The 26036-nt window shown below is 57.4% G+C and carries 19 protein-coding genes and 1 pseudogene; 9 read left to right on the forward strand and 11 right to left on the reverse strand.

Annotation, left to right across the window (positions count from 1 at the left end; translation table 11 throughout):
- Positions 1 to 47: 47 nt before the first annotated feature.
- From PP1Y_RS24970 to PP1Y_RS00575, 7 genes are all read right to left on the reverse strand, one after another.
- Positions 48 to 875, reverse strand: a complete 828-nt coding sequence (locus PP1Y_RS24970) for a right-handed parallel beta-helix repeat-containing protein (protein WP_232512214.1) — start codon at positions 873 to 875, stop codon at positions 48 to 50.
- 461 nt (positions 876 to 1336) lie between these two features.
- On the reverse strand, positions 1337 to 2524 hold the full coding sequence (locus PP1Y_RS00550) for a glycosyltransferase (RefSeq protein WP_013831330.1): 1188 nt from the start codon (positions 2522 to 2524) through the stop codon (positions 1337 to 1339).
- Positions 2521 to 3723, reverse strand: a complete 1203-nt coding sequence (locus tag PP1Y_RS00555; protein ID WP_041558010.1) for a glycosyltransferase family 1 protein — start codon at positions 3721 to 3723, stop codon at positions 2521 to 2523. The genes PP1Y_RS00550 and PP1Y_RS00555 overlap by 4 nt, the downstream gene beginning before the upstream one ends.
- Positions 3720 to 5453, reverse strand: a complete 1734-nt coding sequence (locus PP1Y_RS00560) for a glycosyltransferase family 1 protein (protein ID WP_148274759.1) — start codon at positions 5451 to 5453, stop codon at positions 3720 to 3722. The genes PP1Y_RS00555 and PP1Y_RS00560 overlap by 4 nt, the downstream gene beginning before the upstream one ends.
- A 24-nt stretch (positions 5454 to 5477) precedes the next feature.
- On the reverse strand, positions 5478 to 6149 hold the full coding sequence (locus PP1Y_RS00565; RefSeq protein ID WP_013831334.1) for an ABC transporter ATP-binding protein: 672 nt from the start codon (positions 6147 to 6149) through the stop codon (positions 5478 to 5480).
- Positions 6146 to 6943, reverse strand: a complete 798-nt coding sequence (locus PP1Y_RS00570) for an ABC transporter permease (RefSeq protein WP_013831335.1) — start codon at positions 6941 to 6943, stop codon at positions 6146 to 6148. The genes PP1Y_RS00565 and PP1Y_RS00570 overlap by 4 nt, the downstream gene beginning before the upstream one ends.
- A gap of 10 nt (positions 6944 to 6953) precedes the next feature.
- A complete protein-coding gene (locus PP1Y_RS00575) occupies positions 6954 to 8063 on the reverse strand; it encodes a sugar ABC transporter permease (RefSeq protein ID WP_013831336.1) in 1110 nt (369 codons plus the stop codon).
- A 318-nt stretch (positions 8064 to 8381) separates the two neighbouring features.
- Here PP1Y_RS00575 and PP1Y_RS00580 point away from each other — a divergent pair, with 318 nt between their 5' ends.
- Together PP1Y_RS00580 and PP1Y_RS00585 are read left to right on the forward strand one after the other, a co-directional pair.
- Positions 8382 to 9569 carry a polysaccharide biosynthesis/export family protein gene (locus PP1Y_RS00580; protein WP_013831337.1) on the forward strand — a complete coding sequence of 396 codons (1188 nt, stop codon included), beginning with the start codon at positions 8382 to 8384 and terminating at the stop codon, positions 9567 to 9569.
- A gap of 24 nt (positions 9570 to 9593) precedes the next feature.
- A complete protein-coding gene (locus PP1Y_RS00585; protein ID WP_013831338.1) occupies positions 9594 to 10889 on the forward strand; it encodes a glycosyltransferase in 1296 nt (431 codons plus the stop codon).
- Positions 10890 to 10926: 37 nt separating this feature from the next.
- On the opposite strand, the gene PP1Y_RS00590 is transcribed toward PP1Y_RS00585, so the two are convergent.
- Both PP1Y_RS00590 and PP1Y_RS00595 read right to left on the reverse strand, forming a co-directional pair.
- The gene (locus tag PP1Y_RS00590; RefSeq protein WP_013831339.1) at positions 10927 to 12405 is read right to left on the reverse strand and encodes a phosphomannomutase; all 1479 of its coding nucleotides are present in this window, start codon (positions 12403 to 12405) and stop codon (positions 10927 to 10929) included.
- A gap of 8 nt (positions 12406 to 12413) precedes the next feature.
- On the reverse strand, positions 12414 to 13496 hold the full coding sequence (locus PP1Y_RS00595; RefSeq protein ID WP_013831340.1) for a mannose-1-phosphate guanylyltransferase/mannose-6-phosphate isomerase: 1083 nt from the start codon (positions 13494 to 13496) through the stop codon (positions 12414 to 12416).
- 191 nt (positions 13497 to 13687) lie between these two features.
- Here PP1Y_RS00595 and PP1Y_RS00600 point away from each other — a divergent pair.
- The 5 genes and pseudogenes from PP1Y_RS00600 to PP1Y_RS00615 all read left to right on the forward strand — a co-directional run.
- Positions 13688 to 13966, forward strand: a pseudogene (locus PP1Y_RS00600) (transposase); the annotation flags it as partial.
- Positions 13967 to 14125: 159 nt separating this feature from the next.
- A complete protein-coding gene (locus PP1Y_RS24980) occupies positions 14126 to 14353 on the forward strand; it encodes a hypothetical protein (protein ID WP_013831343.1) in 228 nt (75 codons plus the stop codon).
- The gene (locus tag PP1Y_RS00605; RefSeq protein ID WP_013831344.1) at positions 14353 to 15735 is read left to right on the forward strand and encodes a hypothetical protein; all 1383 of its coding nucleotides are present in this window, start codon (positions 14353 to 14355) and stop codon (positions 15733 to 15735) included. The genes PP1Y_RS24980 and PP1Y_RS00605 overlap by 1 nt, the downstream gene beginning before the upstream one ends.
- 3 nt (positions 15736 to 15738) lie before the next feature.
- Entirely contained in the window at positions 15739 to 17298 is a 1560-nt protein-coding gene (locus PP1Y_RS00610; protein ID WP_013831345.1) for a sulfatase-like hydrolase/transferase, read from the forward strand.
- Between the two features lie 377 nt (positions 17299 to 17675).
- Positions 17676 to 17957 carry a hypothetical protein gene (locus tag PP1Y_RS00615; protein ID WP_013831347.1) on the forward strand — a complete coding sequence of 94 codons (282 nt, stop codon included), beginning with the start codon at positions 17676 to 17678 and terminating at the stop codon, positions 17955 to 17957.
- 484 nt (positions 17958 to 18441) lie between these two features.
- Here the strand turns inward: PP1Y_RS00615 and istB are convergent, their stop codons facing one another.
- Positions 18442 to 19170, reverse strand: coding sequence for an IS21-like element ISSsp4 family helper ATPase IstB (istB, locus tag PP1Y_RS00620; RefSeq protein WP_013831348.1), 729 nt, complete (start codon positions 19168 to 19170; stop codon positions 18442 to 18444).
- Positions 19157 to 20671 carry an IS21 family transposase gene (gene istA / locus PP1Y_RS00625; protein WP_013831349.1) on the reverse strand — a complete coding sequence of 505 codons (1515 nt, stop codon included), beginning with the start codon at positions 20669 to 20671 and terminating at the stop codon, positions 19157 to 19159. Before istA ends, istB begins: the two co-directional genes overlap by 14 nt.
- A gap of 583 nt (positions 20672 to 21254) precedes the next feature.
- Between istA and PP1Y_RS00630 the strand changes: the two genes are divergently transcribed.
- Both PP1Y_RS00630 and PP1Y_RS00635 read left to right on the forward strand, forming a co-directional pair.
- Complete coding sequence (locus tag PP1Y_RS00630; RefSeq protein ID WP_041558016.1) at positions 21255 to 22508, forward strand: neprosin family prolyl endopeptidase; 1254 nt, start codon at positions 21255 to 21257, stop codon at positions 22506 to 22508.
- A gap of 18 nt (positions 22509 to 22526) precedes the next feature.
- Positions 22527 to 26012, forward strand: a complete 3486-nt coding sequence (locus PP1Y_RS00635; protein ID WP_041558018.1) for a hypothetical protein — start codon at positions 22527 to 22529, stop codon at positions 26010 to 26012.
- The last annotated feature ends 24 nt before the right edge of the window (positions 26013 to 26036 follow it).

The raw sequence follows: 26036 nt of genomic DNA on the forward strand, positions 1-26036 counted from the left end.
CACGCACAGGGGCAATGTGAAAGACGAACACTATGAAGGTACCGTGTTCAGGGCTGGCGCAGCAGAATGCATTTAGATGTGCTCATCGAAGCAAATTCAATGATATCGGTTCGAACTAACTTGAGAGAGGACGGAGAGATGTTAGCCGCAGGCCATGTCTTTCGTCCACAGTCAGAATTGGCGCTTCCCCCTGATCGCATAATGACATTACCTGTGATAGTCATAGGTCCAGTCAGCCGATCGACATTCAAACCCAACAATGCATTAGTAATGCGGTTGTTAGAAACGATGCCTCCAAATGTGCGTGCAGGATACCAAGGCTCTCCGCCAATCATGATGCCGTATCCGCAACGCCTTGCTTTATTGCAATCGATATTATTCAACGAAATGATACTGCCGGTAAAGTCGCCGCTGGTATTAGGCCAAGCATGGAGCATTAGTTCGGCGAAGGATGCGTGTGCAAAGGCGGCCGAGTGGTGGAAGGTGTTGCCTTCCACGATACAGTTCCGGCAACCACCAAAAACCAACTGAACATCAGTATTGTCAAGAAATTCATTGTTTTTTACGTATGCACCGCTGGAATCATGTATGGTTACACCGTCAGCCCACATCTGATGTACGTCATGGGTGCCATTAGGGCCAATTGTGCTGTTAAGAACGCTAGGATGCTTTGCGCTCACAACGATTTCTAATGCGGAGTAACAACTGACGTTGCGAATGAGAGCGTCTTCGAGACGAAAGCCTGACCCTCGGACGCGAATACCACCACCTAGCGAGCGCGTACTGTCGGTTAAACAAACCTGCTTTTGCCAATCAAGGCTGCGTGCGTTGCTGCCTACCACCGCAACAGCTCGCAGCGTGACGTTGGGCGCCATAATCTCTATGGGCATGACGCCTTGGGCAGATTGCTTCGGCATCTCGTCTAGAACGAAGACTGCGCATCCAGCGCTTTCTCCCTTGCTACATGCAACTGCTGGCTGTGATGCATCAGTTTCGATTGCGATTGGGCGAGATACAATCAAGGGTGTGCGAAGATGGTAATTCCCAGGTGGCAGGCGCAAGGTGGAGTAGTCGGGCAACTGGGAAATGCAGGCTACGATCGGTGGGGATGCATCGTCTTGTGCATAGGCAAGTTCTCGAAGTTTAAGGCATTCTCTAGGTAGAGATTTGGCGGTAGAATTGTCTGCCGGTTGAGCGCAGCCGACAGCCGAAATCATCAAGCTAATCAATACTAGCCCAATCACAGACAAAACGGGGCTAAAGGTCTGACGACGGGCGTACCTGCTGTGCATTACATTCTTTCGCGCAGCGCTTTGCCAGATGCCAAGCTAGCTTGTCAGCGACCAAGTAATCCAATCTGAGTAACGGCATCTTTCAATAGATGCTTCCAATGGAAGCGAGATCGAATTTCCTCGGGAGTGCCTCCGATGTAGCGCGGAGCATCCAAGATTTGTCGGACTTTTCTGCGAAATGACACTGGATCATCGGCAATATTAACGTGAGGGAGGTCCATCGCCTCTTCGAATCCACGGAAAGCTTTAGACGTTGCAACGATAGAACATCCGGCTTCCAGCGCCTCAGCGGTTTTCAAGTTAGAACCTTCCCCCTCTACAATCGGCAACAATATAACGTGTGCGGCACTGACAATTGCTTGGAGTTCCGTCTTTTCCATGCGCCCCATCACTTCCATGCGATCGCGATTGAGCATCCAATACTCATCGAAACCTTTCATTTTCATGATTAGATCGGATACTCCGCCAACGATGAGGACTTTCTCCTCCGGCCGCAGGAATGTCAATCCAGGGGCCATCATATCCCAAAAACCTGCGGCGTTAGGAAAATGTGCGCTACTGACAAATACCGGGAATGGTACGCCGATGAACTTGCGCCAGGATTCGACCCGATCCAGTTTGCAGGAAAACGGCTCGACCCCGTTTCCTGCCACCACAACTTTCACATTTGGTACGTTAGCACGATAGTAGTTTGCATCCGCTTCTGTGCAGGCGATAACGAGATCGGCACGAGCAGACGCATCGAGCTCCAGTTGTTCGATCGCAGCGACCAAACGATCACATTCATACCTGGGCATGTCTGTTTTAAGTAGTACGCCCCGCTTCAGCCTAAATTCAACATTTTGCGAGGAGTAGATCAATCGGGTGCCTGGGCGCGCATTTGCGATCTTCGCGGCGGCGGCCATTAACCAGGGTTGCTCGCAGATGATTGCGTCGATTTTATGAAAATCGGCAACTTTTTTGATCGCGGCCAGAGCCAATTTGTCACCGGCTGCGAAAAGTCCGGTTAAATAATCCGATAGAAAGTGGATGGCTGGGTCCCAGAAAGGGGATCTCTCACCGAAAGGTATATCGTCTTCTGAATCCGGTTCGTAATGCCCTTCGACATAGACGGCCAGAGATTTTACGCTGTGCCCAGCTTTACGCATTTCCTTGGCGAAGTAACTTGCACGCAATTGACCGCCATGCTGAGGCTTAGCTGTTGGATAGTTTGTTAACTGAAGTATATTCATCGGGCACCCAGGAAGGTTGTGCAGAACTCCTTGCCGAAGTCTTGCCACGTGCGTCTGAAAAGTTGCGTATCCAAGCCTTTTTCCAAGGATCGACGATAGCCAGCATCGTCAAGCAAGCGGATAAGCTCTTGCTTCCAACCTATAAAATCGAGGGGATGGTAGCTCGGCATCTTACCTTGGGTCGCTTCAACCAGCGCTCCAGTGCTGGAAACCACGCAAACTTTGCCAAGTGCGGCCGCTTCAGTTGCCGCCAAGCCCCAGCCTTCGAAGTAGCTGGGAAACACTGCAAAGGCGCTACGGGAATAGAGCTGGGCGAGCAAGGCATCACTGAGACCTTCGCGCCAAACGATTTTACCCGCTTTCGACGCCTGCATGCGCTGGGCCGACCGGATCATATCCTCGCTACCCCAACCGCGCATTCCCACAATAAGCAGCGTCGGGCACTTTTCTCCACGTTCTGCAAAGAGTTCGCGCCAAATGTCTAGTAGAAGCTGGTGGTTCTTACGCGGCTCTATTGTGCTTACGTAAATTACGTACGGCCCTTTCCGCTCAATCTCGTCGAGCATGGCGAAATCCTTGTCATCGAGATCGAATTCCGAGAATGTCGGAGCAGGTGCTGCGAGCGGCACTACCTCGACAGGCGGGGCAGTGTGCGCCAGCCCTTCCTTATCCCAGAAGTCACGCAACGATTTTGCCGACACCTCGGAAATCGCGAACACCGATTGCGCCATTCGAGCAACAGCTCGATAATGGTGATTAAACTGCTCAAAAAACTCCATTCCCGGGGTGAATTCCGGAAACAAAAGGGGAATGAGATCATAGCATGCTGCAACCATGACACGAGAAGATCCATAAAGCTTCTCAACCCTGTCTGGGATGTTGAACGACCAATCGCTGCCAACGGTTACGAATTGGTCGTCGTTCATCGGCGTGAACGGTTGCAGGTGCTTAAAAACACTAGCTGCCTTCTTGTCGGGTTCAAGACTGCTAACCCAAGAATCTGACATTATGTCCTGAAAGCAACTGTCATCTACCTTCATCCACCGGTCATGGGTACGATCGAGATAGACCGGGATCAGTCGTTCCGAACAATACGAATATACTGCTTTAGAAATTTCGCGTTCAACGCGAATGATGCCTACCGGCCGACGACACCAGTCTGCAGATGTCGACACGTTCATGATGATACGGCGCTTCATTTGCAATGCCCCAACACCAGTTCTTTGCACAATCGTTGGCCGATATCCTCCCAAGTAAGTGACCTGTATTGCTTGGAAATAATTTCCTCCAAAGAGCGGCGATAGGTCAAATCGTCTAGAAGGCGTTCGATTTCCGCCTTCCAAGCCTGAAAATCGAGAGGATGAAATGCGGGCATTAGCCCTTGTGTCGCTTCACCTAAAGAACTGTTATTTGCTACAATGCAAATTTTGCCATGCTGCATTGCCTCAGTTGCCGCCAAGCCCCAGCCTTCATAAAGACTGGGGAAGACGGTGAAAGAGCAGTTATGATATAGGTGCTGTAAAAGATCGTCGCTGACTCGGTGCAATCCATTTATTTTGCCACCAGTGTAAGCTGCCATACGTGAGACCCTCTGTATGGTGTCGTCAGATCCCCAACCTACTGCACCGACATAGACAAATTGCGGACAATCGGTGCCGCGTTTATTCCAAAGGTCACGCCATATGTCGAACATCAGCTTGTGATTTTTGCGAGGTTCAACCGAGCTCACGTAAAGAATATAATCGCCTTTTGAAAACACATCTCGCATGATCCCATGATCCCGACTGTCCAATTTGGGTAGGCGGGTGGTATCGGCATAGCTTGCGAGCGGCACAGTGATAATTTCAGGCAGGCTGCGTTCGATGCGAGCATTCTGCCAAAAGCGCGCCAAATCTTTTCCGGTTGCTTGTGATATCGCCCAGACTTTGTGCGCGCCATGTGCCATATCGATGAGGTGCTGCCGAAATTGTTGCCCAATCTCGTCGCGCACGAGAAATTCAGGAAACTGCACTGGAACAGTATCAAAGCAGGTCAGGATCGACTTCGCGCCAAACCGCTTTAGATATTTCAGAACCTGACTCGTCGGAGCATGATCCCAGTCCAAACCCATTGAGATATAGATGTCGTCAGGCCGGAGGGATGCTTCGCGCATGTGCGAAGGGTTATAAGGGATCAGTGCTGCTTCGGGATTACACCATTCTGGGGCAAGGATCCGATCGGCATGTATTCGACCGAGCAATCTTAGGCATTGCGCCTGCGGATCCCACAGGACGTAATCTACGTTCCTAAATCGTCTCAGGTAGGTGGCGATTTCCCGCTCCACGCGAATTATGCCGACGGGATGACTTCGCCAATGATTACTGGACGAAAGGTTAAAGATATAGCGTGTATCTCCGTCACCGAGGACATCATCCGCCTCGACGGATTCGGCGTGGTCTAGACGGTATTCCAGCTTCATTATCTGATCCATCAAGGCGTTGGCCTTGCCGTGGATCGCATCGAATAGCGTATTGCCCTTGCCATGGATCGCATCAAACAGCCTCTGGTACGAGGACATGTCCATGACGCCAGCCGGATGGCTCTGTCTTGACGGTGGTGACAATATAGAGCTGGCATCAGACGAAGAAAAACGGCTTGGCTTGAACGTCTTAACCAGGCGTGAGCGGATAGGATGCCGATAATTGAACACGGCCTCTGTGATATCCTGCTGCTGCGGCCGCTTAAGGGCCTCTTCGGAATGATAAAGATCGGAAATTACTTGAAGGCGCCCTCCCTTTTTCTTTAAAATATGAATATAGTGCTCGGCTCCGACCGGGTCGGATTGGCGACCTAGCACGACGCTGAAAACACCTTCTATGAAGGAAGCGTCATCCAAGGACATCAGCCAAGACAAGGAGCCAGGCTGATGTCTATCAAAATATTCGTTCATAATGATGCCTGGCCCATACCCAGATTAACGAACTTTAGCGCTTAGGTGAAGGTTATGATTATGTGCTTCAAGTGCCTGATCAAAATTGGGGTAAAAAGCTAGCTTTCCCTCGTTCAAAACAGCAAACTTCCCACAATGATTGCGTACATATTCGGTGTCGTGTGAGATGATCAGCATGGCGCGGTCCCCACGTTTGTGGAACAGTTCAAAGGCGCACTTTTCGTGAAATTTTGCATCTCCGACCGCGCTAATTTCGTCGATCAGGTAGCAGTCGAATTCGATGATCATGGAAATGGCGAAAGCGAGCCGTGCGCGCATGCCCTGCGAATAGGATCGTAGAGGTTCGCGCAGATAGATTCCAAGTTCAGTGAACTCGGAGACAAAATCGATATTTTGCCGATAGTCCTGGTTGTAGATGCGGCTGATGAAGCGGACATTATCCAGCCCGGTCAGCGCATTCTGAAACGCGCCCCCGAATGCCAGCGGCCAGGACACTGACATTGTGCGGGTGATTTCCCCCGAGGTCGCCCGTTCGGCCCCGCTGACTAGACGGATCAATGTCGATTTGCCGGCGCCGTTACGGCCCAGAATCCCCAGCTTCTCTCCGCGATCAAGGCGAAACGAGATATCGTCCAGGACGACCCGGTCGCCCTGGCGGGTCGGATAGACCTTGTGGACATGATCGACGTTGATCATTCTGGAGTGATCTCCCGGTTAGCGACGGCGACTTGCGCCAGGGCCAGCACGGTCAGCGCAATGCAGAAACCCAGCAAATAAGGCAGGTCGTAATGGACACGGATGTGATTGCCGAAATAGCCTTCCCGCACGATCTCCACGCCGTTCACCATGGGCACGTAGAGCGCGTACTTCTGGGCGGCAGGAGGCAAGGCATCGACCATGAAGGCCGCGCCCGACAGTGGGAACATGATATACGAAGCCGGGTGCCACAAGCGTTCTACGAGATCACTTTTCTCGGCAAGGGCGCCTAGGAAGGTGGCTAGGGCTGCGCCGAACCACGCCAGCAACAGCCATCCTTGGGCCACGGTTAAAACATCTTCTGGCGGCTCCAGCCAGCCAATGTAGATGTAAAACAGGCTGAGCACGATGAACGATATTGTGGCGCCACCGGCTTCAAGGAGCAGGCGGGCCAGGAAGACGTCGATCACACGCACGTTACGGTGATACATCAAAGCCAGGTTGGGCTCGATGGCCCCGATGCAGCGTGACGGCATGTTACGCCAGAGCAGAACGCTGGAATAACCGGTCAGGGCGAAAGCAACGATTGGCAAGGAGGAGCCGTGCACCGCTTTTGACAGGGTCCATAAGATGGTCACCCCGGTGGTGAACAGCATCGGTTCCGCGAAGAGCCACAGGAAGCCAATATTGTGCCGACCATAACGGGTCAGGATCTCGCGCATCAGCAGGGCGTAGACGACCCGCCACTGGACTGATGCACTCTTGCCTATTTCCGTGAGCTGCTGGAACGCCATGGTCTGGCGACTAGTCCTTGTGTTCCAGCATGCCGGCGACCAGCATGCTGATAACCGCCCACGCAGCAAGACCGAGGATCAGCGTCGAGAAGATTCCACGCCACCTGCGGGGCTCCAGCGAATCGTCGGGCACATTGGGAGCAACGATCCGTTCGACATAGGCCTGTTTGCGTCGCGCCTCGTTGCGGGCGTCTTCCAGCGAAGCCATGGCGCTGGCGAGATTCTTGTCCGCAAACTGGCTTTCCAAGTACAGTCGCTGGTATTCTGCAGCGCGCGAGGACAGCGACTTGCGATTTCCGGCCACAAGGCCGAGTTGCTCGTCTATTTCACGTGCGAGCCCCTTGGCACGCACATCGAGAACTTCGATCTGCGGATTTTGCGGCGTGTATGCGCGTAGTTCGCGCAGCTGCATTCGGGTGGCGATCAATTCATCCTGGATTTTGGAGATCATCTGTAGCTGGACTGTCGCCTGCTTCTCCGGATCCACCACGCCCGCCTGGTTGCGATAGGCAGACAGGGCCAGAGCGGCAGCCTTGGACTTGGCCTTCGCTTCATCGACTTCTCGCTGGGCGAAGCGGATAAGATCCTGCCTTCCGCGTTCGTTGAGCTTGTTGACAGTGGCTTCGGCCATTTCCAGAAGCTGTTCGTTGAAGCGGGCAGCATCCTTCGGCGTAAACGCCCGGACGCTGAGGGTCACAATCGAGGACGTCGTGTCCTGCTGAATTCCGACCTTCTTTTTGTAATATTTGAACAAATCCTCAAAACTGTGATTCAAGCCCGAAGGATCGAAACGGTCGAAGGTCGATATGAAGGGTGCCGTATAGGCGCGGGTGAAGGCTGCGTTGCGATCCAGAGCCTTTAACGCATCGCGCGAAAGCATATACTCTTGGGCGGCGTAAATCTCGTCACCTGAACTGCCGAAACCCGTGCTCTTGAGCAGCATGCCCAAGCCGGACGGCGTCTGCTTGTCCGGGCTGCGAACGACAAACTGGGATTCGGAAATATAAACGTCGGACGCAAATATCCCAAAATACAGTATCGATAGTGCAGTTGGAATGACGACCACGAAAAGGAAGAGCGGGCGTACTTTTCCGATGCTTGCTTTCAACGACGCTTTCATTCAGACCTTATTCACCACGTCACCGTGGAGCCATTGCAGATCGCGAGCGCCGTCAGATACGGAGCAAGCCATCATCGTTTTCAAGTGTGGCAGCGGAATTTAGGGCCCGTGCCGTACGCGCGAAGCCTTTAGCGGTCAGTGCTATCGGCGTCTAGCATCGATCATCGCTATTTACTTGCCGTTCCGCGGTTTGGCATGACTGCCGCATGGCTTCTCGTACTTGATCGGCACTCCTTGATCCGGAACCTCGCTTGCTCCATACGCCGGGTCATTTCGTCCATCTTTGGACGGCTGAACATGGTGCTAGCTGATTTCGATATGACCAAGCTGAACACTCTTGCCCGGCTGAGCGCCGCATTGCTCGTGGCTTCGGCCTTGTCTGGATGCGCGGTTTTGCCGAGCTCCGGTCCATCGACCGGGCAAATTGCCCGTGCTGCAAAGGCGCAATCTGCAATCGAGGCCGGGATTGCCATAATCGACGTCAACGACGCAGTCGCACGTGAGATCGTTACCGCAAATCGCCAGGTGCCCTTCTCGGAAAGTCTCGGCGAGGCGCCGCCTATAGGATCGGTGATCGGCAAAGGCGACGTGCTGGATATCGCAATCTGGGAAGCGCCTCCTGCCGCACTTTTCGGGGTTGCCGGAGGAGTAACGCAGCTGACAGCCTCGGGTGCGACTGCCAGGGGAACCTCCTTGCCCGAGCAGATGGTCGATAGCGATGGCCTGATTACCGTGCCATTCGTCGGTCGCATCCAGGCCGCCGGACGCACGCCGCAGGAAATCGGGCGTGATATCAATAGACACCTCATCGGCAAGGCGCATCAGCCCCAGACGATCGTGCGCCTGGTGCGCAACGCGGCGGCGAACGTGACTGTCGTTGGCGATGTCGCCACCAGCGCGCGGGTGCCGCTGACCGCACGGGGCGAGCGTGTGCTCGACGTTCTGGCCACTGCTGGCGGCGTAAAGCAGCCGGTAGGCAAGATGGTGATCCAGATCACCCGCGGCGCCAGCGTATCGGCGTTGCCGCTGGAGACGGTGATCCGCGATCCGCGCCAGAACGTGCGCCTGCAGCCCGATGACGTCATGACCTTGCTGTTCCAGCCTTACAGCTTCACTGCGCTTGGCGCGGTGGGTAGGAACGGAGAACTGCCATTCGAGGCTACCGGTTTGACATTGGCGCAGGCGCTTGGACGCATTTCCGGCCTAGATGACGCCCGCGCCAATGCGAAGGGTGCATTCATCTTCCGCTTCGAGCGCCCCGAGGCTCTGCCGCAAAACCTGCGGCAGCTGGGCAGGCCAACGCCAGACGGCAGAATTCCGGTTATCTATCGCATCAACCTAAAGGATCCGGCGACGCTCTTCGTGGCGCAGAGCTTCCCTATCCAAGACAAGGACGTACTTTACGTTTCCAACGCCCCGTTGGCTGATTTCCAGAAGTTCCTTGGTGCGGTCTTCTCCACGATCCTGCCGGCGGCGACCACCGCAGCGGTGATTTCGCAGCAGTAGCCTAGACTGGGATATTCTGAAAACGTGGCTAGCGCTTTGCGTCCTTTTCTCGATCTGCTGCCGTACCGCCTGGACCAGCGCCTTTCCGCCGCCGCATTGCGCCGGCTGCGGATAAGACGCCGGCGCAATGTACCCAAAGTCACGGCGCCTGCACTTCCCGGCCAGAAGCGTCGGCTATACGTAGATCTTGCGGTTATCAGCCGTCATGACGCCGGAACCGGCATCCAGCGCGTCGTGCGCGCAGTGGCGCAGGCGCTGGCCGAGGCGCCTGCGGAGCAATGGGACGTGCGCTTCGTCGCGGCCGACAGGCGTTGCCCCTATCGAGTTGTTTCATGGCCCGAGGCCGGTGAGGCCATCGACCACACGCCGATTGAAGCGCGGCCGGGCGATGTCTTCCTCGGGCTGGATTTCTCGCTAGACACCGTGCGCTTCCACCGCGCTCAGCTGGCCCGTTTCCGGCGCGCCGGGGGGGCCTTATGGTTCCTGGTTTGCGACCTGCTACCGGCCGAGCGGCCAGAGTGGTTTTCGGTTAACAATGTTATCCGCTATAAGGCATGGCTTGAAATCATAGCGGGCATCGCCGAGGGCTTCCTGTGCATATCGCAGCAGACCGAAGACGACTTGCGCCGGGTGCTGGCCGATCGTTTCGGCCTTGTGGACGGCTATGCGACGCGTATCATTCCCATGGGGCACGCGATCATGGACTCGCTAATGCAGGAAGCCGCGACGGCAGAACCGGCAAGCGCCCGTTTCGACATGACGCAGCCTTTCTCGCTGATGGTTGGAACCCTTGAGCCGCGCAAGGGACACGCCGATATCGTCGCGGCCTTCAGCGAGCTGTGGCGACAAGGTGCGGAGCACCGCTTGGTGCTGGTTGGCCGGATGGGCTGGCAAATCGAGGCGCTACGCGACACCATTCGCAACCACCCCGAGCACGGCGACAAGCTGATGTGGTTTGACGATGTTGGGGATCTGGAACTGGAACAGATCTACCAGGCTTGCGAAGGCGTCATCATCGCCTCGCATGCCGAAGGTTTCGGCCTGCCGCTGATCGAGGCGCTCGGACACCTCAAGCCCGTGCTGGCGCGCGATCTGCCGATCTTCCGCCTCCATGAGGAACACGGGGTGCGCTATTTCCCCGCAGCGGGCGATGCCGCGACGCTGGGGGCCTGCATCCGGGACTGGGTGGTGGACATCAGGTTGGGCCGCGCGACGGTCACGGCTCCGGACGCCAACTGGAGGAAATGCGCCGCGGTCGTCCTCGACGCGCTGAACGCCCAGCCAGATCCCGTCGCGCTCCCTTTCCGGGCGACGACATGATCAAAGCCTCGCGGGCTTGTAACTCGCGCGGCAACGGTCAGCTTGTCCGGATCATCTCCAGAACCTCACCACCCAACGTGGCCGCCCGTTCCGGCGTGGCGCTTTCGGTGTAGCAGCGCAGTTCGGGGGCGTTGCCGCTGGGGCGCAGGTGAATGATGTCGCCCCGATCAAAGGTGACGCGCAAGCCGTCAGTGGTGTCAAAGGCCGTGGCTTTGCCCGCAAGTTCGCCGAACATTGCCGAGGTGCGCGCCAGCACGTCTTCGGGGGTACCTTCCTGAAGTCGAGCCAACAGCGCTTGGCTCTGGGCAGTGGGATAGTTCTGCAGCCTCTCGCTGAAGGTGTATCGCGCTGGCAGCTGGGCCTGCAAGGCGCTCAGCGTCGTGCCCTGGCGCCGTGCGGCAGCAAGCACGGCGAGCATTGGAAGCACCGCGTCGCGGGTGGGCAGCGCCGCCAGGTTCCCGCCTTGGGATTGCACCGGCGTGCCGAGCAGGAAGCCGCCGTTTGCTTCGTAACCGCAGACGCTGCTGAAATCGGAAAGCAGTGCGTTCATGGCCTCGATCACAAAGGGAGAGCCGATGCGGGTGCGGCGAATCGCGGCGAAGGCGCCGGACAGGTCTAGCGCCGAATTGCAGCTCACCGGGGTGGCCACCGCTTCAATACCGAGCGCCTGCGCGCACAGGATGCCCAATACGTCGCCGCGCATCCATGCGCCGGTTTCGTCGGCCAGCAGCGGGCGATCGCTGTCGCCATCGGTCGAAAGGATCGCATCGAGGCCGAGGTCGCGTGTCCAGTCCAGCGCAAGTGCCTGATCCTCGGGCCGGACGGCTTCGGTGTCGACGGGAATAAATGTCTTGGACCGGCCAAGGCGCAAGACTTCGGCACCCAGTGTTCTGACGATCTCGACCAGCAGGTCGCGCCCAACCGCCGAATGTTCGTAGACACCCAGCCTCAGGCCGCGCAGCGCGTCAGATCCGAAGAAGTCGACGTAACGCGCCACATAGGGCGTTGCGACGTCGATCAGTGGGCCGCAGTCATCAGGCTGGATCAGCATGCCATCGGCGTCGAACAGGTCGGGCAGCGTCACCGTTTGCGCCCGCATCGCCAGCTCGTCGGGCTTGAGCACTTCACCGTCAGCCCGGTTGAACTTGATGCCGTTGCGATCGTCGGGGATGTGGCTTCCGGTCACCATCAGCGACGGGATTTCTTGCGCAAATCCGTAGGCCGCGACGGCGGGTGACGGCACGAAGCCGCAGTTGGCGACATTCCCGCCCATGTGCCGGATCGCGGCGGCGCATGCGGCGAGGATGCGCGGGGTCGACGGGCGCAGGTCTCCGGCAATCGCCACTGCTCGGCCCGGGGTGAACTGGCCGATGTCGGCCATGTGCTGCAGGAAACCGCACACATAGGCGAAACAAACTTCATCGGTCATAGCGACGACGAGTCCGCGCGCGCCACTAGTGCCAAAGGCAACGCCGGAATCGGCCATGATCGCGGCGATCGAAACGGTGCGCGCCATCGTCAGTGTCATTCCGCCGCTTTCATCGACTCGGTGTTGCGGATCGCTTCGGTGACCTTGCGGACCTTCTGCGATTCACCGCGGCGCAGGATCATGACTTCTCCCTGTGAAACCACGACAATCAGATCGTCTACGTCAACAAGCGTGACGCGCGCACCATCCGAGTGGACGAAACAGTTGCTCGAGCCGATTGCCAGAGCATCGCCGCGCAAGGCATTCCCTCCTGCATCCTTGGCGCTGATGATGTGCAGCGAGTCCCAGCTGCCAACGTCTGACCAGCCCATATCCACCGGCACACAGGCTACGCGGTCTTCGCGTTCCATGATTGCATAATCAACAGAGTCCGACGGGCAGGCCGCGAAAGCCTGACTTTCGGGAGTAACCCGATTACCATTGCGCTGCGCCCGCTCTAGCGAGGCCTTCACTGCAGTGAGCATCTCGGGCTGATGCTTTGCCAATGCAGCAATGTAGGCGTCGGCACGAAACATGAAAATGCCGGCATTCCAGGCGTGGCCGCCTTCATCAAGCATCTGTGCGGCTCGATCGGCATCGGGCTTCTCAACAAATCGAGCGACCTTATGAACGCCATCGCCACAAGTTTCGCCCATCTTGATATACCCATAACCGGTTTCAGGCGCATTGGGCGTGATACCGAAGGTGATGAGCCAGCCCTCGGCTACAAGCGACAGGGCGCGCGCGATCGCTTCGTGAAATGCAGGCAGATCGGCAATCGTATGGTCGCTCGGCATGACCAGCAAGGCATCGCCGGGCTCAGCTTCCATGGCGGCAAGCGCAATCGCCGGTGCTGTATTCCGACCGAAGGGCTCGAGCAAAACGAGATAGTCCTCGATGCCCGACGTCGCGAGTTGCTCGTCAATGATGTCAGCATGAGCTGCATTGGCAACCAGGATAGGACGGCCAACAGAAGCAGCGGGAAGATTGCTTGTCCGCTTCAGCGTGAGCTGTAGCATAGTTTCTTCAGCAGTGAGCGCGAGCAATTGCTTCGGGCGTTCGGGGCGCGACACCGGCCATAGTCGGGTGCCTGAACCGCCGGACAGAACGACGGGTATTACTGTCGGGAAATTGCTCATCGCTGCTCGCTCAATTCAAGTGACGATCTCGGCCAGTAGGGCCATCCGTTCGCATATGCAAAAAACAGCGACGGTCGTCATCAGCTTTTCAAAGAAATTCACAGGCTGGTCCATAAATGTACCTGTATCTTTTTGCATCGGGGTTGTGCGTGAGGCTAGGTTAAATTCCGGTAATAGGCCCTACTTTCCGCATCATCAGGCGCCAGCCTTGGGTCAAGCATCTCTTTGACGATGGCTTCTATGATCGCCTGAACCTCATGGACAAGGTCAGTTATCTGGATTTCGTCATAGAGGTCATCCGCCACAGCAATTGGCAGCATGACTTCAAGGTTTCGCCCCGTCGATGGGTCGTTGAGCAGACCTTTGGCTGGATGATTCAGTGGCGCAGAATCGTCCGAGTTTACGAGCAACGCATCGACGTTTTGAAGGTCATGATCCTCGTCGTCAGGGGCGGCAACCTCCTGCGATGAAACATTCATCTGTAATTTTCCAAACGGACCCTTGGAAGGCAATCGCCGTGTGCGAACGCATTTGGCCGCCCAAGTACGGTTAATATTTCATAAGGATCCTTGCTGCATATCGCTCTAGAGTGGCATTCAAGATCGAATGCTTTGCGATTGGAGGGCTAAATGGGACCTGCAGAGAGATTTGCTCTTATTCTTGGCGTGACTTTCGCCATACCGATGAGCGCTGCGCATGCCTATCTGGACGCCGCGAGCGCCAGCCTTGCCTTGCAAGCTCTCGTTGGGATCGGCGCGGCCTATATCGTTACGGGCAAGAGCTACATTCGCCGCATCAAGGCGTTGTTCAAAGGCAATAAAAAATCGGATGTAGAGACGCCGGGCAAGGACGATTGATGCTTTACGATCCGGGGTCCTACCGCGATCCGGCAGGCAGGGTACTCGCCGACGGAGAACGCATTCTTCGCGCAGTCTTCGAACCTGGCCGCAAGGCATTTGAAGCAGCGATGGACGCAGGCATTATGGAGCGCGCTGTCGAACGGTCCCTCCTGCTTCCTTATCGCCAGCTTGACCTGTCATCTCTGCCTGCGATGGATCGAACGGCTAGCTATCTCCTTGAACATCCGCGCTTGAACTTCGTTTCGTATCCCTACGAATGGAGCTTCTCAGGGCTAAAGGCGGCAGCTCTCCTGCATCTCGATCTGCACCTCGAGCTTCTGGGAGATGGCTTCACGCTGTCTGACGCAACGGCTTACAATGTGCAATTCCGGGGCACGAAGCCTGTCTTCATCGATCACCTCTCCATCATTCCATACCAAGATGGAGAAGCATGGATCGGGCAGCGTCAGTTCGTGATGCAATTTCTCGCGCCCCTGATCCTCTGGGCGAAGAAAGGCGTGGCTCCAAACCCGTGGTTCAGAGGAAGTCTCGAAGGGATACCTCCCGAAGACCTTCTGCCATTGTTGTCTTTCAGGGACCGTCTTTCCTTCACCGTCCTTGCTCACATCATCGGGCCAAGCAAGGTCCAGCGTCAGGCACTTGCGCAAGAACGCAAGGAGCACGCAAAACCCAGAGGAACGCTAACAAGAAAACGCTTTGAAGCGATTCTGATCGGCCTTCGCGACTATATCTCCGGCCTATCCCCGCTAGGCATGCAAACGGTATGGCGAGGCTACGATACAAACAATAGCTACGATGACGACAGTCGGGCGGCCAAGCATTCATTCGTGGCTGGACACGTGGCGCAGGTGCGGCCGGAATTGCTGTTCGACCTTGGTTGCAACAGCGGCGATTATTCGCAGACGGCATTGGTCAACGGCGCTCAAAACGTGATCGGCTTCGACTTCGATTTTGGCGCCCTGGAGCAAGCTTTCGCGCGCTTTGCAAAAAACGATGCGCCTTTCCTGCCTCTGTGGCTCGACGCGACCAATCCCACCCCTTCCCAAGGCTGGGCCGAACAGGAGAGAATGAGCTTCAGTCAACGCGCGGCCCCGGATTTTCTTCTGGCCCTGGCTTTCATTCATCATCTGGCGATAGCGCGGAATATTCCGTTGGAAATGGCGGTGAACTGGCTCATTTCCCTGGCTCCGACTGGCGTCATCGAGTTTCCAGACAAGGGCGACGCGATGGTTAGCACCCTCCTCGCCACTCGCTCCCACAATTATCCGGACTACTCCTTGGATGCGTTCATGCACCACCTGCGAGCGCGAGCGCGGATCGTGGACTCCCAGCCAATCGAGGGCACCAAACGAACCCTGGTTCGTTACGACAGGTATTGAGGCATGGAATCCCCACTAAGGAAGTTGTCAGCCCTACCTCTATTTCCGTTTCTTGTACCGATGCCAGCCTTCCTGCTGGTTTGGATCAGAAATATCACGCGCGTATCTTATGACATGGCCTTGCCTACAGTCGCCTTTCTCTTCGCGACTTCAGCAATTGTGCTCCTGGCGGTGAGATACTGGATCAAGAATTGGCCCAAGGCTTCGCTCGCTGCGGGAGTCTGGCTCGCAGTCCTACTATACCTTCCCCCTGTCTTGGGGCTGATCAGCACGAATGAATGGTTTTCGCTAGGCGGGATCGTGCTTGGCCTCCTGCTCGCTTGGGACATGGTCCGGCAACTCCCAAGTGAAGATGCTCGACTTTTGAAGGCAAACGGTCTCGCAACGCTTATTTGCGGATTAAGCGTTGCCGTAGTTGCAGGCGGCCTTGCGACGCAGCAAGTCAAGGCAGAAGCCGGCAGACCCGATCCCCAAGACTCATTTGAACACTTCTCTGGTAGTGTCGGCCCAAATAGCCCTGATGTCTGGCATATCGTTATGGATCGCTACGCGGGTCAGGAAACTTTGGCTGAGAATTTCGGCTTCGATAACAGAGACTTTGTAAACGCCTTGCGCCAACGTGGATTCTCGGTCGCCGATCACGCTCATTCAAACTACCAGATTACGCCGCTGTCCTTGGCCTCAACGCTAAACGCCTCGCACCTTCGCCCGTACACGGAAAAACTAGGCTCTCCTGTCGATTACGTCCCTCTGTTCAGGGCAATCGATCACAGCGCGGCTTTCAACTTTTTCAAGGCGCACGGCTACCAGTTCACTTTCGCTGGTGGATGGGCCGATGTGACGGGCAGCAACTCGCTCGCTGACAATCTCATCGAATTCAGACAACTGCGAGAACTCCCTCGAACTCTGCTTGAGCAATCGGTCCCTGGCGTTCTGGGTAAGATGATGCATTTGCCTTACACCGATGGCCGTAATGACCAATGCGAACGTGAGAAGTACAAATTCGAACAACTGACAGAGCTCTCACAGAGTTCGGAAAAAAAGTTCATCTTCGCACACTTCTTACTGCCTCATCCGCCCTACGTTCTCAATCCAGACGGCACCTGCAAGTCTATCAAAGACGCCAGACGCCTCGGAAGACGTGAAAGTTATGTGGATCAGGTCAAATATTCGAACGATCAATTGATCAAGTTGATTGATTCAATTCTCTCGGGAGTACGGCCCGCCACAATCATCTTGCAGGCCGACGAAGGTCCATACCCAGCTAAATATGCTGCAGATGAAACTGAATTTCCCCTCCGCCAGTTGCCATCTGAGAATTATCTCACAGACACCCCCGATGTCCGGAAAGAGAAGACAAGTATAATCTTGGCTATCCGCCATAGCGATGGTGTAGTCACGCCATCCCTCAAATCGCCTTTAAACATCTATCCGGAAGTCCTGCATCATTCGTTCTCAAGCGAAGTGACAAGATCTGATGATAATATTTATATGTTCCCAACTTACTTGAATTATAATGAGCTCTCAGAAGTTTCGTCTGATAATTTTTCCGTTGCTCATTAGCCTGCATTATTCATGAGGCCGCAACACCGGGCACGTTCTGCCGCAATCTGGAGGCCAGAGGAACAGGGCGAGCGCCTTTATCGGAGTTTTTCACAACAGCAAGGTCGATGGGCTTTCGAGGTTGATGAATGGGATCTTGGTCCAACTTGATCAGTGTGCTCGAAAAAGTCATCTGAAAATAACGCATAAAAGGGCGCGCAAGAGCTTCATCCCGCAACATTTCGTGAGCATAGGTCGAGGAAATGACAGTCGTTGAGGAGCATCTTCTCAACGCTGAGCGTCGCCTGGTGTCTATCGGGCCCGCGCGCAACTGGAGGTAGCTTGCGGCAGGCAAGGTCCTGTCCTAGTCGGGACAATGCCTTGCAGGAGAATTCAGTATGACGCTCATCGATCGCGCAGCTCGCGCTTTGGCAGAGCACGAGACTGGAACCAATCGTTGGGATGAACTGAGTGCCGCAGAGCGTGATCGGCACTATGAAGCGGTTCGTGCCGTTCTTCATGCGCTGCGCGAGGCCGATGAAGAAATGAAGGACGCGGGCTCGGAGGTAATCCGTGCAGTCCACAAAGGGGAAACTGACGACGCTTATCGCAATGACGCCGCCAATGCCTGGCGCTTCATGGTCGATGCCGCCGTGGGTCGCCGACGCACACTTCCTTGAGCCACAGCTGAGTATCAACGTGTTGGCGCTCGAGGACGAGCGGGACCAACGGCGCCTCGTCCTCGAGCTGGATGTCGCGCACCACGCTGCTCGAGCGCTCGCGTGGCAGGATGTCTGAGGCAATTGTCCCAGAGTTCTCGTTGGCGTCCCTTGGAACCATAGACAATCTGACGGCTCATCCCTTGCCCCCCTGCTCGTAAAGCCCCGATCACGGCCGAGCGCGTTGGAAACTGCTCTGGTGCCCTGCATTTCTCCAAGCGCTCCACGATGTGTGTCAACCGGCGCGCAAAACTGACCCCCTATCGGCGCCCAATATTGACCCCACCTTTCGGTAGTCAGGCGGTTATCCCGGTAGTCGATAGGAGGGGCCCACGGACGACGACGCGCACCGTCAGGTGTGCTGGCGGCGTCGTCCGTGGGAGGTCCCTGTTGACCCACCGGGTTAACCGCCGGGGATGGGGGTCCGGGGGAAGGGGTTTTCGGCTCAGTTCCGGTTTTTGAACCGCCAGCTGTCATTGCCCGTCTCGATGATGTCGCAGTGGTGCGTGATGCGATCGAGAAGCGCGGTGGTCATCTTGGGGTCGTGGAAGACGCTCGGCCATTCGCCGAAGGCGAGATTGGTCGTGATGATGACCGAGGTCTTTTCGTAGAGCTTGCTGATCAGGTGGAAGAGCATCTGGCCACCGGACCGGGCGAACGGCAGGTAGCCGAGCTCGTCAAGCACCACGAGATCAAGCCGCGAGAGTTGGGTGGCAAGGCTGCCGGCCTTGCCCAGGCGAGCCTCTTCCTCAAGCCGGTTCACCAGATCGACCGTATTGAAGTATCGGCCTCTGGCACCGGCGCGCACCACCGCGGCGGTGATGGCGAGAGCCAGATGGGTCTTGCCCGTGCCTGTTCCGCCGATCAGCACGATATTGCGCCGTTCCGGCAGGAACGAGCCCGTATGAAGCGAGCGGATCAGTCCTTCGTTGATCGGCGTGCCATCGAACATGAACCCATCCAGGTCCTTGATCGCCGGAAGCTTGGCTGCGGTCATGCGATAACGGATCGATGCCGCATCCCGGTGCGCCGTCTCCGCACGCAACAGGTCGCCCAACATCTCCATGACCGTTCTGTCTCGGCGGATGCCGTTGGTGACAGCATCATCGAAGGCCGCCACCATGCCCTTGAGCCCCAGCCCCTTGAGGGCGGCCATGATCTCATGCCGCTGCATCGAGGTCTCGCACGGTATCGTAGCGGCCGCAGTTCGCCTCTGGCGGATGCTTGAGCTTCAGGTTGACGACGACGTCCATAGCCTGGGCATCATGAGGCTCGCGGCGACGGGACAGGATGTTGAGGATGATCTCGTCGCTGATAGTACCGGCGCTGAGTGCCTCGCGCACTGCGGCCTCGACAGCCTCCAGGCCATCTTCGGGGACAGCGGCGAGGACGCGTACAAAGCGCCGGTCGGCATCGTCGCCCTTGCCCAGCTTACGCCGCAGTTGGGCCAGTGCAGGTGGGAGAGCCCAGTCCTGGAAGGGAGCACCATTGCGCAACGCACCGGGCTTGCGGGCGAGGATGGGCAGGTAGTGCCATGGATCGAAGATCGTCTGGTTCCGGCCGAAGACCCGTTCGTGTTCAGCCACGACAGCGCCGTCGCAGCGGATCACGACGCGCGTTGCGTAAGCACGCACCTGCACAGCCTGATGGGCCGCCTTTGCCATCACCGAGTATCGATTGCGATCGAAGCTCACGAGGCACGTCGAACTGGCGACGTGTTCGCTCTCGAAGAACCCGTCGAAGGGAACCGGTAGCGGTTGCAGCATCGGCTGCTCCGCCTCCAGCGCCTGCGTTATCGTCATATCCTCCTGGTCAGGGTGCTGGTTGCGTTCCGCCCAGCGACGGCACTCGGCCTCCAGCCAGATGTTCAGCTCCTCGAGGCTGGCAAAGCGCAGGCGCGGCTTGAACAGGCGCTCCCTGCTGGTCTGAACCTGGTTCTCGACCTGACCCTTCTCCCATCCTGCAGCAGGACTACAGGCCACCGGCTCAACGCGATAGTGGTCCGTCATGATCAGGAACCGCCGGTTGAACAGGCGCTCCTTGCCGGTGAACACCGTCGTCACTGCCGTCTTCATGTTGTCGTAGATGCCGCGCGTCGGAACCCCGCCGAAGAACGCAAAGGCGCGGGCATGGGCGTCGAACACCATCTCCTGCGTCTCGCGAGGATAGGCACGGACAAATGGTGCCCGTGACCAGCAAAACCGCATATGCGCGACCTTCACGCGCATCGGCTTGCCGGCGATCTCGACGTCCTCATGGCTCCAGTCGAACTGGTAAGCCTCGCCGGGCCGGTACATCAACGGGATGAACGCCTTGGCCATATCGCCGACCTCGACGCGACGCTCTCGCTTCCAGCGCGCAGCATAGCGCCGCACAGCGTCATAAGAGCCGCCAAACCCTTCCCGCTGAAGCAGATCATGGATCCGCGTCATGCGAAGCCGGTCACGTCGGGGCAGCCCTTCGTTCTCTTCAAGCAGTTCTTCCAGGCGAGTGCTGAAAGGGCCGGCCTGCGGCCGATACTGTTCCTTGCGCTCGTAACTGGCATCCGCGTCCGGCGCCCGGATCGCCTTGCGCACCGTGTTGCGCGACAACCGCAAATCCCGCGCTATCGCCTTGATAGGCTTCCCGTCCCGGTGCTCCCGACGGATCCTCGTAATCGTCTCCACAACCAACATCCCTGTACCCGCCGTTCGGAACCCAAACGGCGGCGCTTCTCACAATGAGATGAAGGGGGTCAATTTTAGACGCCGATCACCCCGCTAAGGGGGGCAATTTTGCACGCCGCTCCACAACGATGTGCGAGCGTCACGCATAACATCGCCGCCGTGCATGCCACGGTCTGCTTGAGGAGATAGACCGGTTACTCGCGCAGGAAGAGCGCAGGTACCGGACAACATCGGCCGCGCATTCTATGCGTCGATCCCGTCCGCTGCTTCACAATAGTCACTTCGCCGCAGGCAGAGAACGGGTCGTCGGCGCACACGCAAACGCTGATAGGTGGATATACCACTCATTCAGGCTTATGAATGGTTAACTTCATTAAACCATTATAATTACTCAATTGAAACGACGAGCAGAAAATAATAAAAGAGTCGTCTCATCAGAACATTCAATGCAAGAGTCTGGCAACCTTAGCCAGTACTTCAACTCGCATTAGCTTTCGAGATACCAGTAGCCACTTGATAGGATCATGAACTCGCATTTTTTGCGAGCCAGTCCTGCGTGGCTGAAACTGCACAAATCGGGCGGGGATGTGTTATGGCCAGTTCGCAATCAGGACCCAAGGGTATCCTCCCTAGACGCGACTACTCGCAAGCCATCAAGGAAGCCCGCTTCAGTTCGCTACGCAAGGATCCACGCGTTCGTGTGCGCAGTGAACATGAACTCGAGGCGATGAAATCCCATCTCGACGAGCTCTACGCAGATACGGACGCGGTCACGAGTTTCGTCGATGCCGGCGGACAGGTATTCGATTGCATTCCGATCAATGAACAACCTTCCTTGCGGGAAGGCGGCGGAACGCCTGCCACGCCCCCATCGCTTGCAGAAGCGATAGGCCTTGCAGAAGACGAACCTGTATCGCCTGTCGAAGCTTCGGAACCGGACCTCGATCGTTTCGGCAATCCAATGAAATGTCCTGCAGGCTTCGTGCCGGTGCGTCGAGTGACCCTGGAAGAGATGGCACGGTTCGAAACCCTGGCAGAGTTCTTCAGCAAAACCGGCGCCAAGCCCCTGTCTCCGCCAAGTGCGCCGGCTGCGAACAGTTCGCTGAACCATCGCTACGCCTATGCTCACCAGACGCTGGACAACCTGGGCGGTCATTCATTCCTGAATGTCCGCGCCCCGTCAGTGACAGGCGATCAGATCTTCTCCTTGTGTCAGCATTGGTACTCGGCAGGGGCCGGCGCAGCCCACCAAACCGTCGAGGTCGGGTGGCAGGTCTATCCGGCCAAGTACGGACACAGCCAGCCCGTGCTCTTCATCTACTGGACCGCGGACAACTATGGGCCCAGCGGCGCTTACAATCTGGACAAGGCTGGTTTCGTACAAACCAATTCCGACTGGACGATCGGCGGCACACTTTCGCCCGTAGGCAGCGGTGGCGGCCAGCAATACGAGATCGAGATCGCGTTCTACCTGAACGGCGGCAACTGGTGGCTGTATCTGGGCGGACTCAGTGCCCAGCATGCAGTGGGCTACTATCCTGCCAGCCTGTTCAACGGCGGGGCCATGGCAAGCAATGCCACCAAGGCGCTGTTCGGCGGAGAGACGGTATGCGGCGCGGCCGGTCCTTGGCCGGAAATGGGCTCGGGAGCATTCTCGGGAGCAATCTATCCGCACGCGGCCTGGCAAAGGGCTGTCTTCGTTATGCCCAAGTCCGGCGGTGCGCAGTGGGCAAGCCTCACCGGCCAATCGCCTTCGCCCGGCTGCTACGACCAGTTTATCGGAAGCTATACCGCGCCCTGGAACATCACGCTGTTCTACGGCGGCCCGGGTGGCGGAAATTGCTGAAATTGGGAGGCAATCATCATGGCACGGCAACCCGTCAGCGGTACGGCACCGAGTGAAAACATAGTCGCTACAGAAATCGACAAGGAGTTGGTCGCCCGCCAGCGCATCCCGCTCACTGCAGATACGCTTGGCGCTCTCGACGAGAAGCAAGAAAAGCTTTTCCTCGAAATCCGTGAATCCAACATCACGCACCTGTTCAAGGGAATGGGCGAAGTCAGGCAGAGCCTCGACATACTCAGGACCGAACTCAAGATCCGCATGGCACCGCCCCAATTGCTCGCGACGGTGATCCAGCCCGACGGCAGTCCGGCCAACCGCATTCAGGTGGAATTCGATCCTGCCAGCGTCGGGCGCCGGGGACAGCCCGTCACCGTGATGACGGGCGAGGATGGCGCCTTCACCATGCCCTTGCCCAGTGCGCTTCCACTTGCCGACAACGGCTCCCTCGAGCTCGTTTTGCATGGTGCCAACAGCGCCGTTCGCACCAGCATCCCCTTCAAGCAGATTGCTTCCAACGGCCTTGCAGGAACGATCGCGCTCGACCAGTTTCTGCCTCCGCTTCCAGTCAGCATCTTGGCCTCGCTGCAATCGTTGGCACCACCGCCGCCGACCGATGCCGCCGAACCACCGCCAGACAATACCCCGGTGCTTCCGGTACTGGCGATGGGGGACTGCGATGAATGCCTGCTGCAATTCGGCGCGAACAAGTCGATCGACAAGTTCCCCTATGGCGTCTTCTTCCGCCTCGTCGAACCACGTGCCAGCGTTTCCAGCGCGGTTCGGCGCTTTTCCCTCGGCGATCGCAAGTTCGGCTACCTTCCCTATTATGTGACAGGGGCGACAAGTACCGAACAGGTCAGTTACGTCGATCGGGTCCCGGTAGAGCAACCGCTCAGCATTGACGGTTTCCGCGACAGGCTCGTGGGAGTGAAGCCCAACGGACTCATCTCAACTGACGAGACTGTGCCCATGGCCGGCACTCTGGGCCTTGGCTATGTCCTGCACATGTCGCAGCGGTGGACCTTTCAAGGACTTGCGCTTGGAGATCTGGTCTATTCCCTCCCGCTTGCCCCTGGCGAGCAGCAGCAGGTCGCCATCTTCGAACGGCGGGACACATCAGCTGTCTTCGAAAGCGAATTCTTCGATGAATCGCAGGCGCTTCTGCAAAGCGCAACCGCAGACACCTCGACGACAGCGACCTTCGCCTCGGCATTCAACGAGGTCATCAATGGCCGCAGTTCCTTCCGAACCGACAGCGACACATCGAGTGTCGGAGGCAGCTTCTTCGGGCTTATCAGTGGCGGCTCCGGGAGCAGTTCGTCGAGCGGAACGACCAGCAGTTCCCTATCCGGCCAACGCAACACTACTCAGAATGCTGCCCAGGCCACCCATTCCAGCGCCCAGTCGTCCGCGGCAGCGCGCCGGTCTGCATCCCGCACAGGCATGCGAATTGCGTCTGCCAGCGAACGCCAGTCGGTGACGACCAAGACGATCACCAACCACAACCATACGCGCGCCCTGACCATGCAATATTGGGAAGTCCTGCGCCTTTACGATGTGACCACGGCCATCGACGGCCTCACAATGACTGTGCTGATACCGCTTCAGGTCGTGCGATTCCTGCCGCCGAACGTTCCGCTCACGATCACGAGCCCCTTCCAGCTCGACACGCGTGCCGAAGTCCTGCTGCGCTACAAGTCGATCTGCAAGCACGCTGACGTCCTGGAACGTTGGCTCCCGCGCAAGTATCATCAGGGCATGAAGCTGCTAACGCAGTTCGCTGCAGATCCGACTGCGGAAGTAGAAGCTGCGGGCGGGGTCGCCTCGGACGTCATCAAGTTCACGATCCAGGGCAGCTTCCTCGAAGCGGACCTTATATCCATTTATGCCGTCACCAACCGCGGCACCCGCGTCGGTCCCGTCCAGCTCAACAATACGGCACCCACGCCTCCTGCTGATAGATTCGCTTCGCGCGAAGAATTCGTGTCCTGGCTCAAGATTCAGCGCCAACATTCTGCCCATGTCTTCACAGGTGCGCTGGCGCTGCCTCCATCGATGAACCGCAGCACAATCATCGGCTTCGAGATCACGCGACGTTTCCGCTCGGCAAGCTACACGCTCATTTCCAAAGAACAGCAGGAGCTCAATGCCCTGCAGGCCCTCTTCGGCGGGCAGGCCAGTTGGATCGAACAGGCGATTGAGTCAGCTTTCAGCCAGGGATCGGCCCGTACGGCGCGCCAGACGATTACGCTCGATGCAGCCGCTCTTGAAAGGGAAGTCGGTGGTCCGAATGTAAGCAGTTTCCGTGCCCATGTCGTGGAACTGGACCAGAACGGCAATGAAGTCGGCCCGGGAGAGAACTACGCCCAGAACAGCATGGGCGGGGTCGAACTGCCCAATGCGCCCTACCCTGTTCCGGCGCTGCAATTGGCGCCCGTCCTGCGGTTCAAGGAAATCCTCGAGATCGAGGAAATGACCCAGCATGTCGTGCGCAACACCATGCGCTACTCACGCGCGGTCTGGTCTTCGCTGACCGCGGAAGAGCGGGCAGTCTTGCTCGAAGGCTACACAATCGGAGTTCCGGTCGGCGGAATCCAGGACCCAAGCCAGATGGTTCCCTTGCTTAATTGCGTCGAGAACAGGGTGCTGGGCTTCTTCGGCAATTCGATGATCATGCCCTTCTTCATCCCCCAAGTCCTTGCCCATGCGGGCAGTGACGGGCAGCCGCTCGATCCGGCCGAAATTCAGGAATCCCTGCTCGCCTATCAACAGGCAACGTTCAAGCCGCCGCACTCGACTATTGCATTGCCGACCAAGGGCGTACTTGGCGAAGCTGTCCTGGGCCGCTGCTCGTCGGCTGAGAAGATCGATATAACCCGGTTCTGGAACTGGCAGGATTCGCCTTCGGACACAGCCCCGACAATCTCTCCGGTCGAATTGCCCACCGGCTCGGCAGCCCTCACGGCGGGAGCAGTTGCGCCCAATTCGCTTACCAACCTGCCCTCGCTCATCAACAACGTCCTTACCGCCCCAACGCCGGATACGGCTCTGCTCCAGTCGCTTGGTGCGAACGCCGCTGCGCAGAAGGATTTCGACAGCGCCTTGACCAATGCCGGACAACTTGCCGGTCTGATCACCAATGCCCAGAATGTTTCCAACGATGCCCGGGCAGATGCGCTCAAGACGAGCAAGGAATTGCAGGCCCAGGTCATTGCCACGGCCGGGAACATCGTTGGCGGAATCTACGGAGGCAATCCAACCGCCGGTTCGGATGCTGCCGCAGCGCTGAATGGCGGCCAGCAGTCAGGCGCAAAGAAGCCAGCGGCGGGCGACGGCAAAGCCCCGAGCGGATCCACCGAGGGTAAGTCGGACACGCCATCGCCAAGTCCGGCAAACGGCCAGGCCGGTGGAAGCGGAGGACAGCAGGGAGGCGGAAACCAGGGTGGCAACGCAGGTGGCGGCGGAGCTGACCCCGCACCTGCCCCTGTCCCCGGACCGCAATGACAGCGCGGCGCACGTCTTGAAGGG

It is taken from the genome of Novosphingobium sp. PP1Y (genome assembly GCF_000253255.1).
In the GTDB taxonomy this organism is placed as follows: domain Bacteria; phylum Pseudomonadota; class Alphaproteobacteria; order Sphingomonadales; family Sphingomonadaceae; genus Novosphingobium.

Excerpts from the sequence above, each read along its gene's own strand:
- PP1Y_RS00580 (WP_013831337.1), top strand. The coding sequence starts at position 8,382 with ATGACCAAGCTGAACACTCTTGCCCGGCTGAGCGCCGCATTGCTCGTG.
- PP1Y_RS00575 (WP_013831336.1), bottom strand. The coding sequence starts at position 8,063 with ATGAAAGCGTCGTTGAAAGCAAGCATCGGAAAAGTACGCCCGCTCTTC.
- PP1Y_RS00615 (WP_013831347.1), top strand. The coding sequence starts at position 17,676 with ATGACGCTCATCGATCGCGCAGCTCGCGCTTTGGCAGAGCACGAGACT.
- PP1Y_RS24980 (WP_013831343.1), top strand. The coding sequence starts at position 14,126 with ATGGGACCTGCAGAGAGATTTGCTCTTATTCTTGGCGTGACTTTCGCC.
- PP1Y_RS00570 (WP_013831335.1), bottom strand. The coding sequence starts at position 6,943 with ATGGCGTTCCAGCAGCTCACGGAAATAGGCAAGAGTGCATCAGTCCAG.
- PP1Y_RS00635 (WP_041558018.1), top strand. The coding sequence starts at position 22,527 with ATGGCACGGCAACCCGTCAGCGGTACGGCACCGAGTGAAAACATAGTC.
- PP1Y_RS00565 (WP_013831334.1), bottom strand. The coding sequence starts at position 6,149 with ATGATCAACGTCGATCATGTCCACAAGGTCTATCCGACCCGCCAGGGC.
- istA (WP_013831349.1), bottom strand. The coding sequence starts at position 20,671 with ATGTTGGTTGTGGAGACGATTACGAGGATCCGTCGGGAGCACCGGGAC.
- PP1Y_RS24970 (WP_232512214.1), bottom strand. The coding sequence starts at position 875 with ATGGCGCCCAACGTCACGCTGCGAGCTGTTGCGGTGGTAGGCAGCAAC.
- PP1Y_RS00560 (WP_148274759.1), bottom strand. The coding sequence starts at position 5,453 with ATGAACGAATATTTTGATAGACATCAGCCTGGCTCCTTGTCTTGGCTG.
- PP1Y_RS00630 (WP_041558016.1), top strand. The coding sequence starts at position 21,255 with ATGGCCAGTTCGCAATCAGGACCCAAGGGTATCCTCCCTAGACGCGAC.
- istB (WP_013831348.1), bottom strand. The coding sequence starts at position 19,170 with ATGCAGCGGCATGAGATCATGGCCGCCCTCAAGGGGCTGGGGCTCAAG.
- PP1Y_RS00550 (WP_013831330.1), bottom strand. The coding sequence starts at position 2,524 with ATGAATATACTTCAGTTAACAAACTATCCAACAGCTAAGCCTCAGCAT.
- PP1Y_RS00590 (WP_013831339.1), bottom strand. The coding sequence starts at position 12,405 with ATGGCGCGCACCGTTTCGATCGCCGCGATCATGGCCGATTCCGGCGTT.
- PP1Y_RS00610 (WP_013831345.1), top strand. The coding sequence starts at position 15,739 with ATGGAATCCCCACTAAGGAAGTTGTCAGCCCTACCTCTATTTCCGTTT.
- PP1Y_RS00555 (WP_041558010.1), bottom strand. The coding sequence starts at position 3,723 with ATGAAGCGCCGTATCATCATGAACGTGTCGACATCTGCAGACTGGTGT.
- PP1Y_RS00595 (WP_013831340.1), bottom strand. The coding sequence starts at position 13,496 with ATGAGCAATTTCCCGACAGTAATACCCGTCGTTCTGTCCGGCGGTTCA.
- PP1Y_RS00605 (WP_013831344.1), top strand. The coding sequence starts at position 14,353 with ATGCTTTACGATCCGGGGTCCTACCGCGATCCGGCAGGCAGGGTACTC.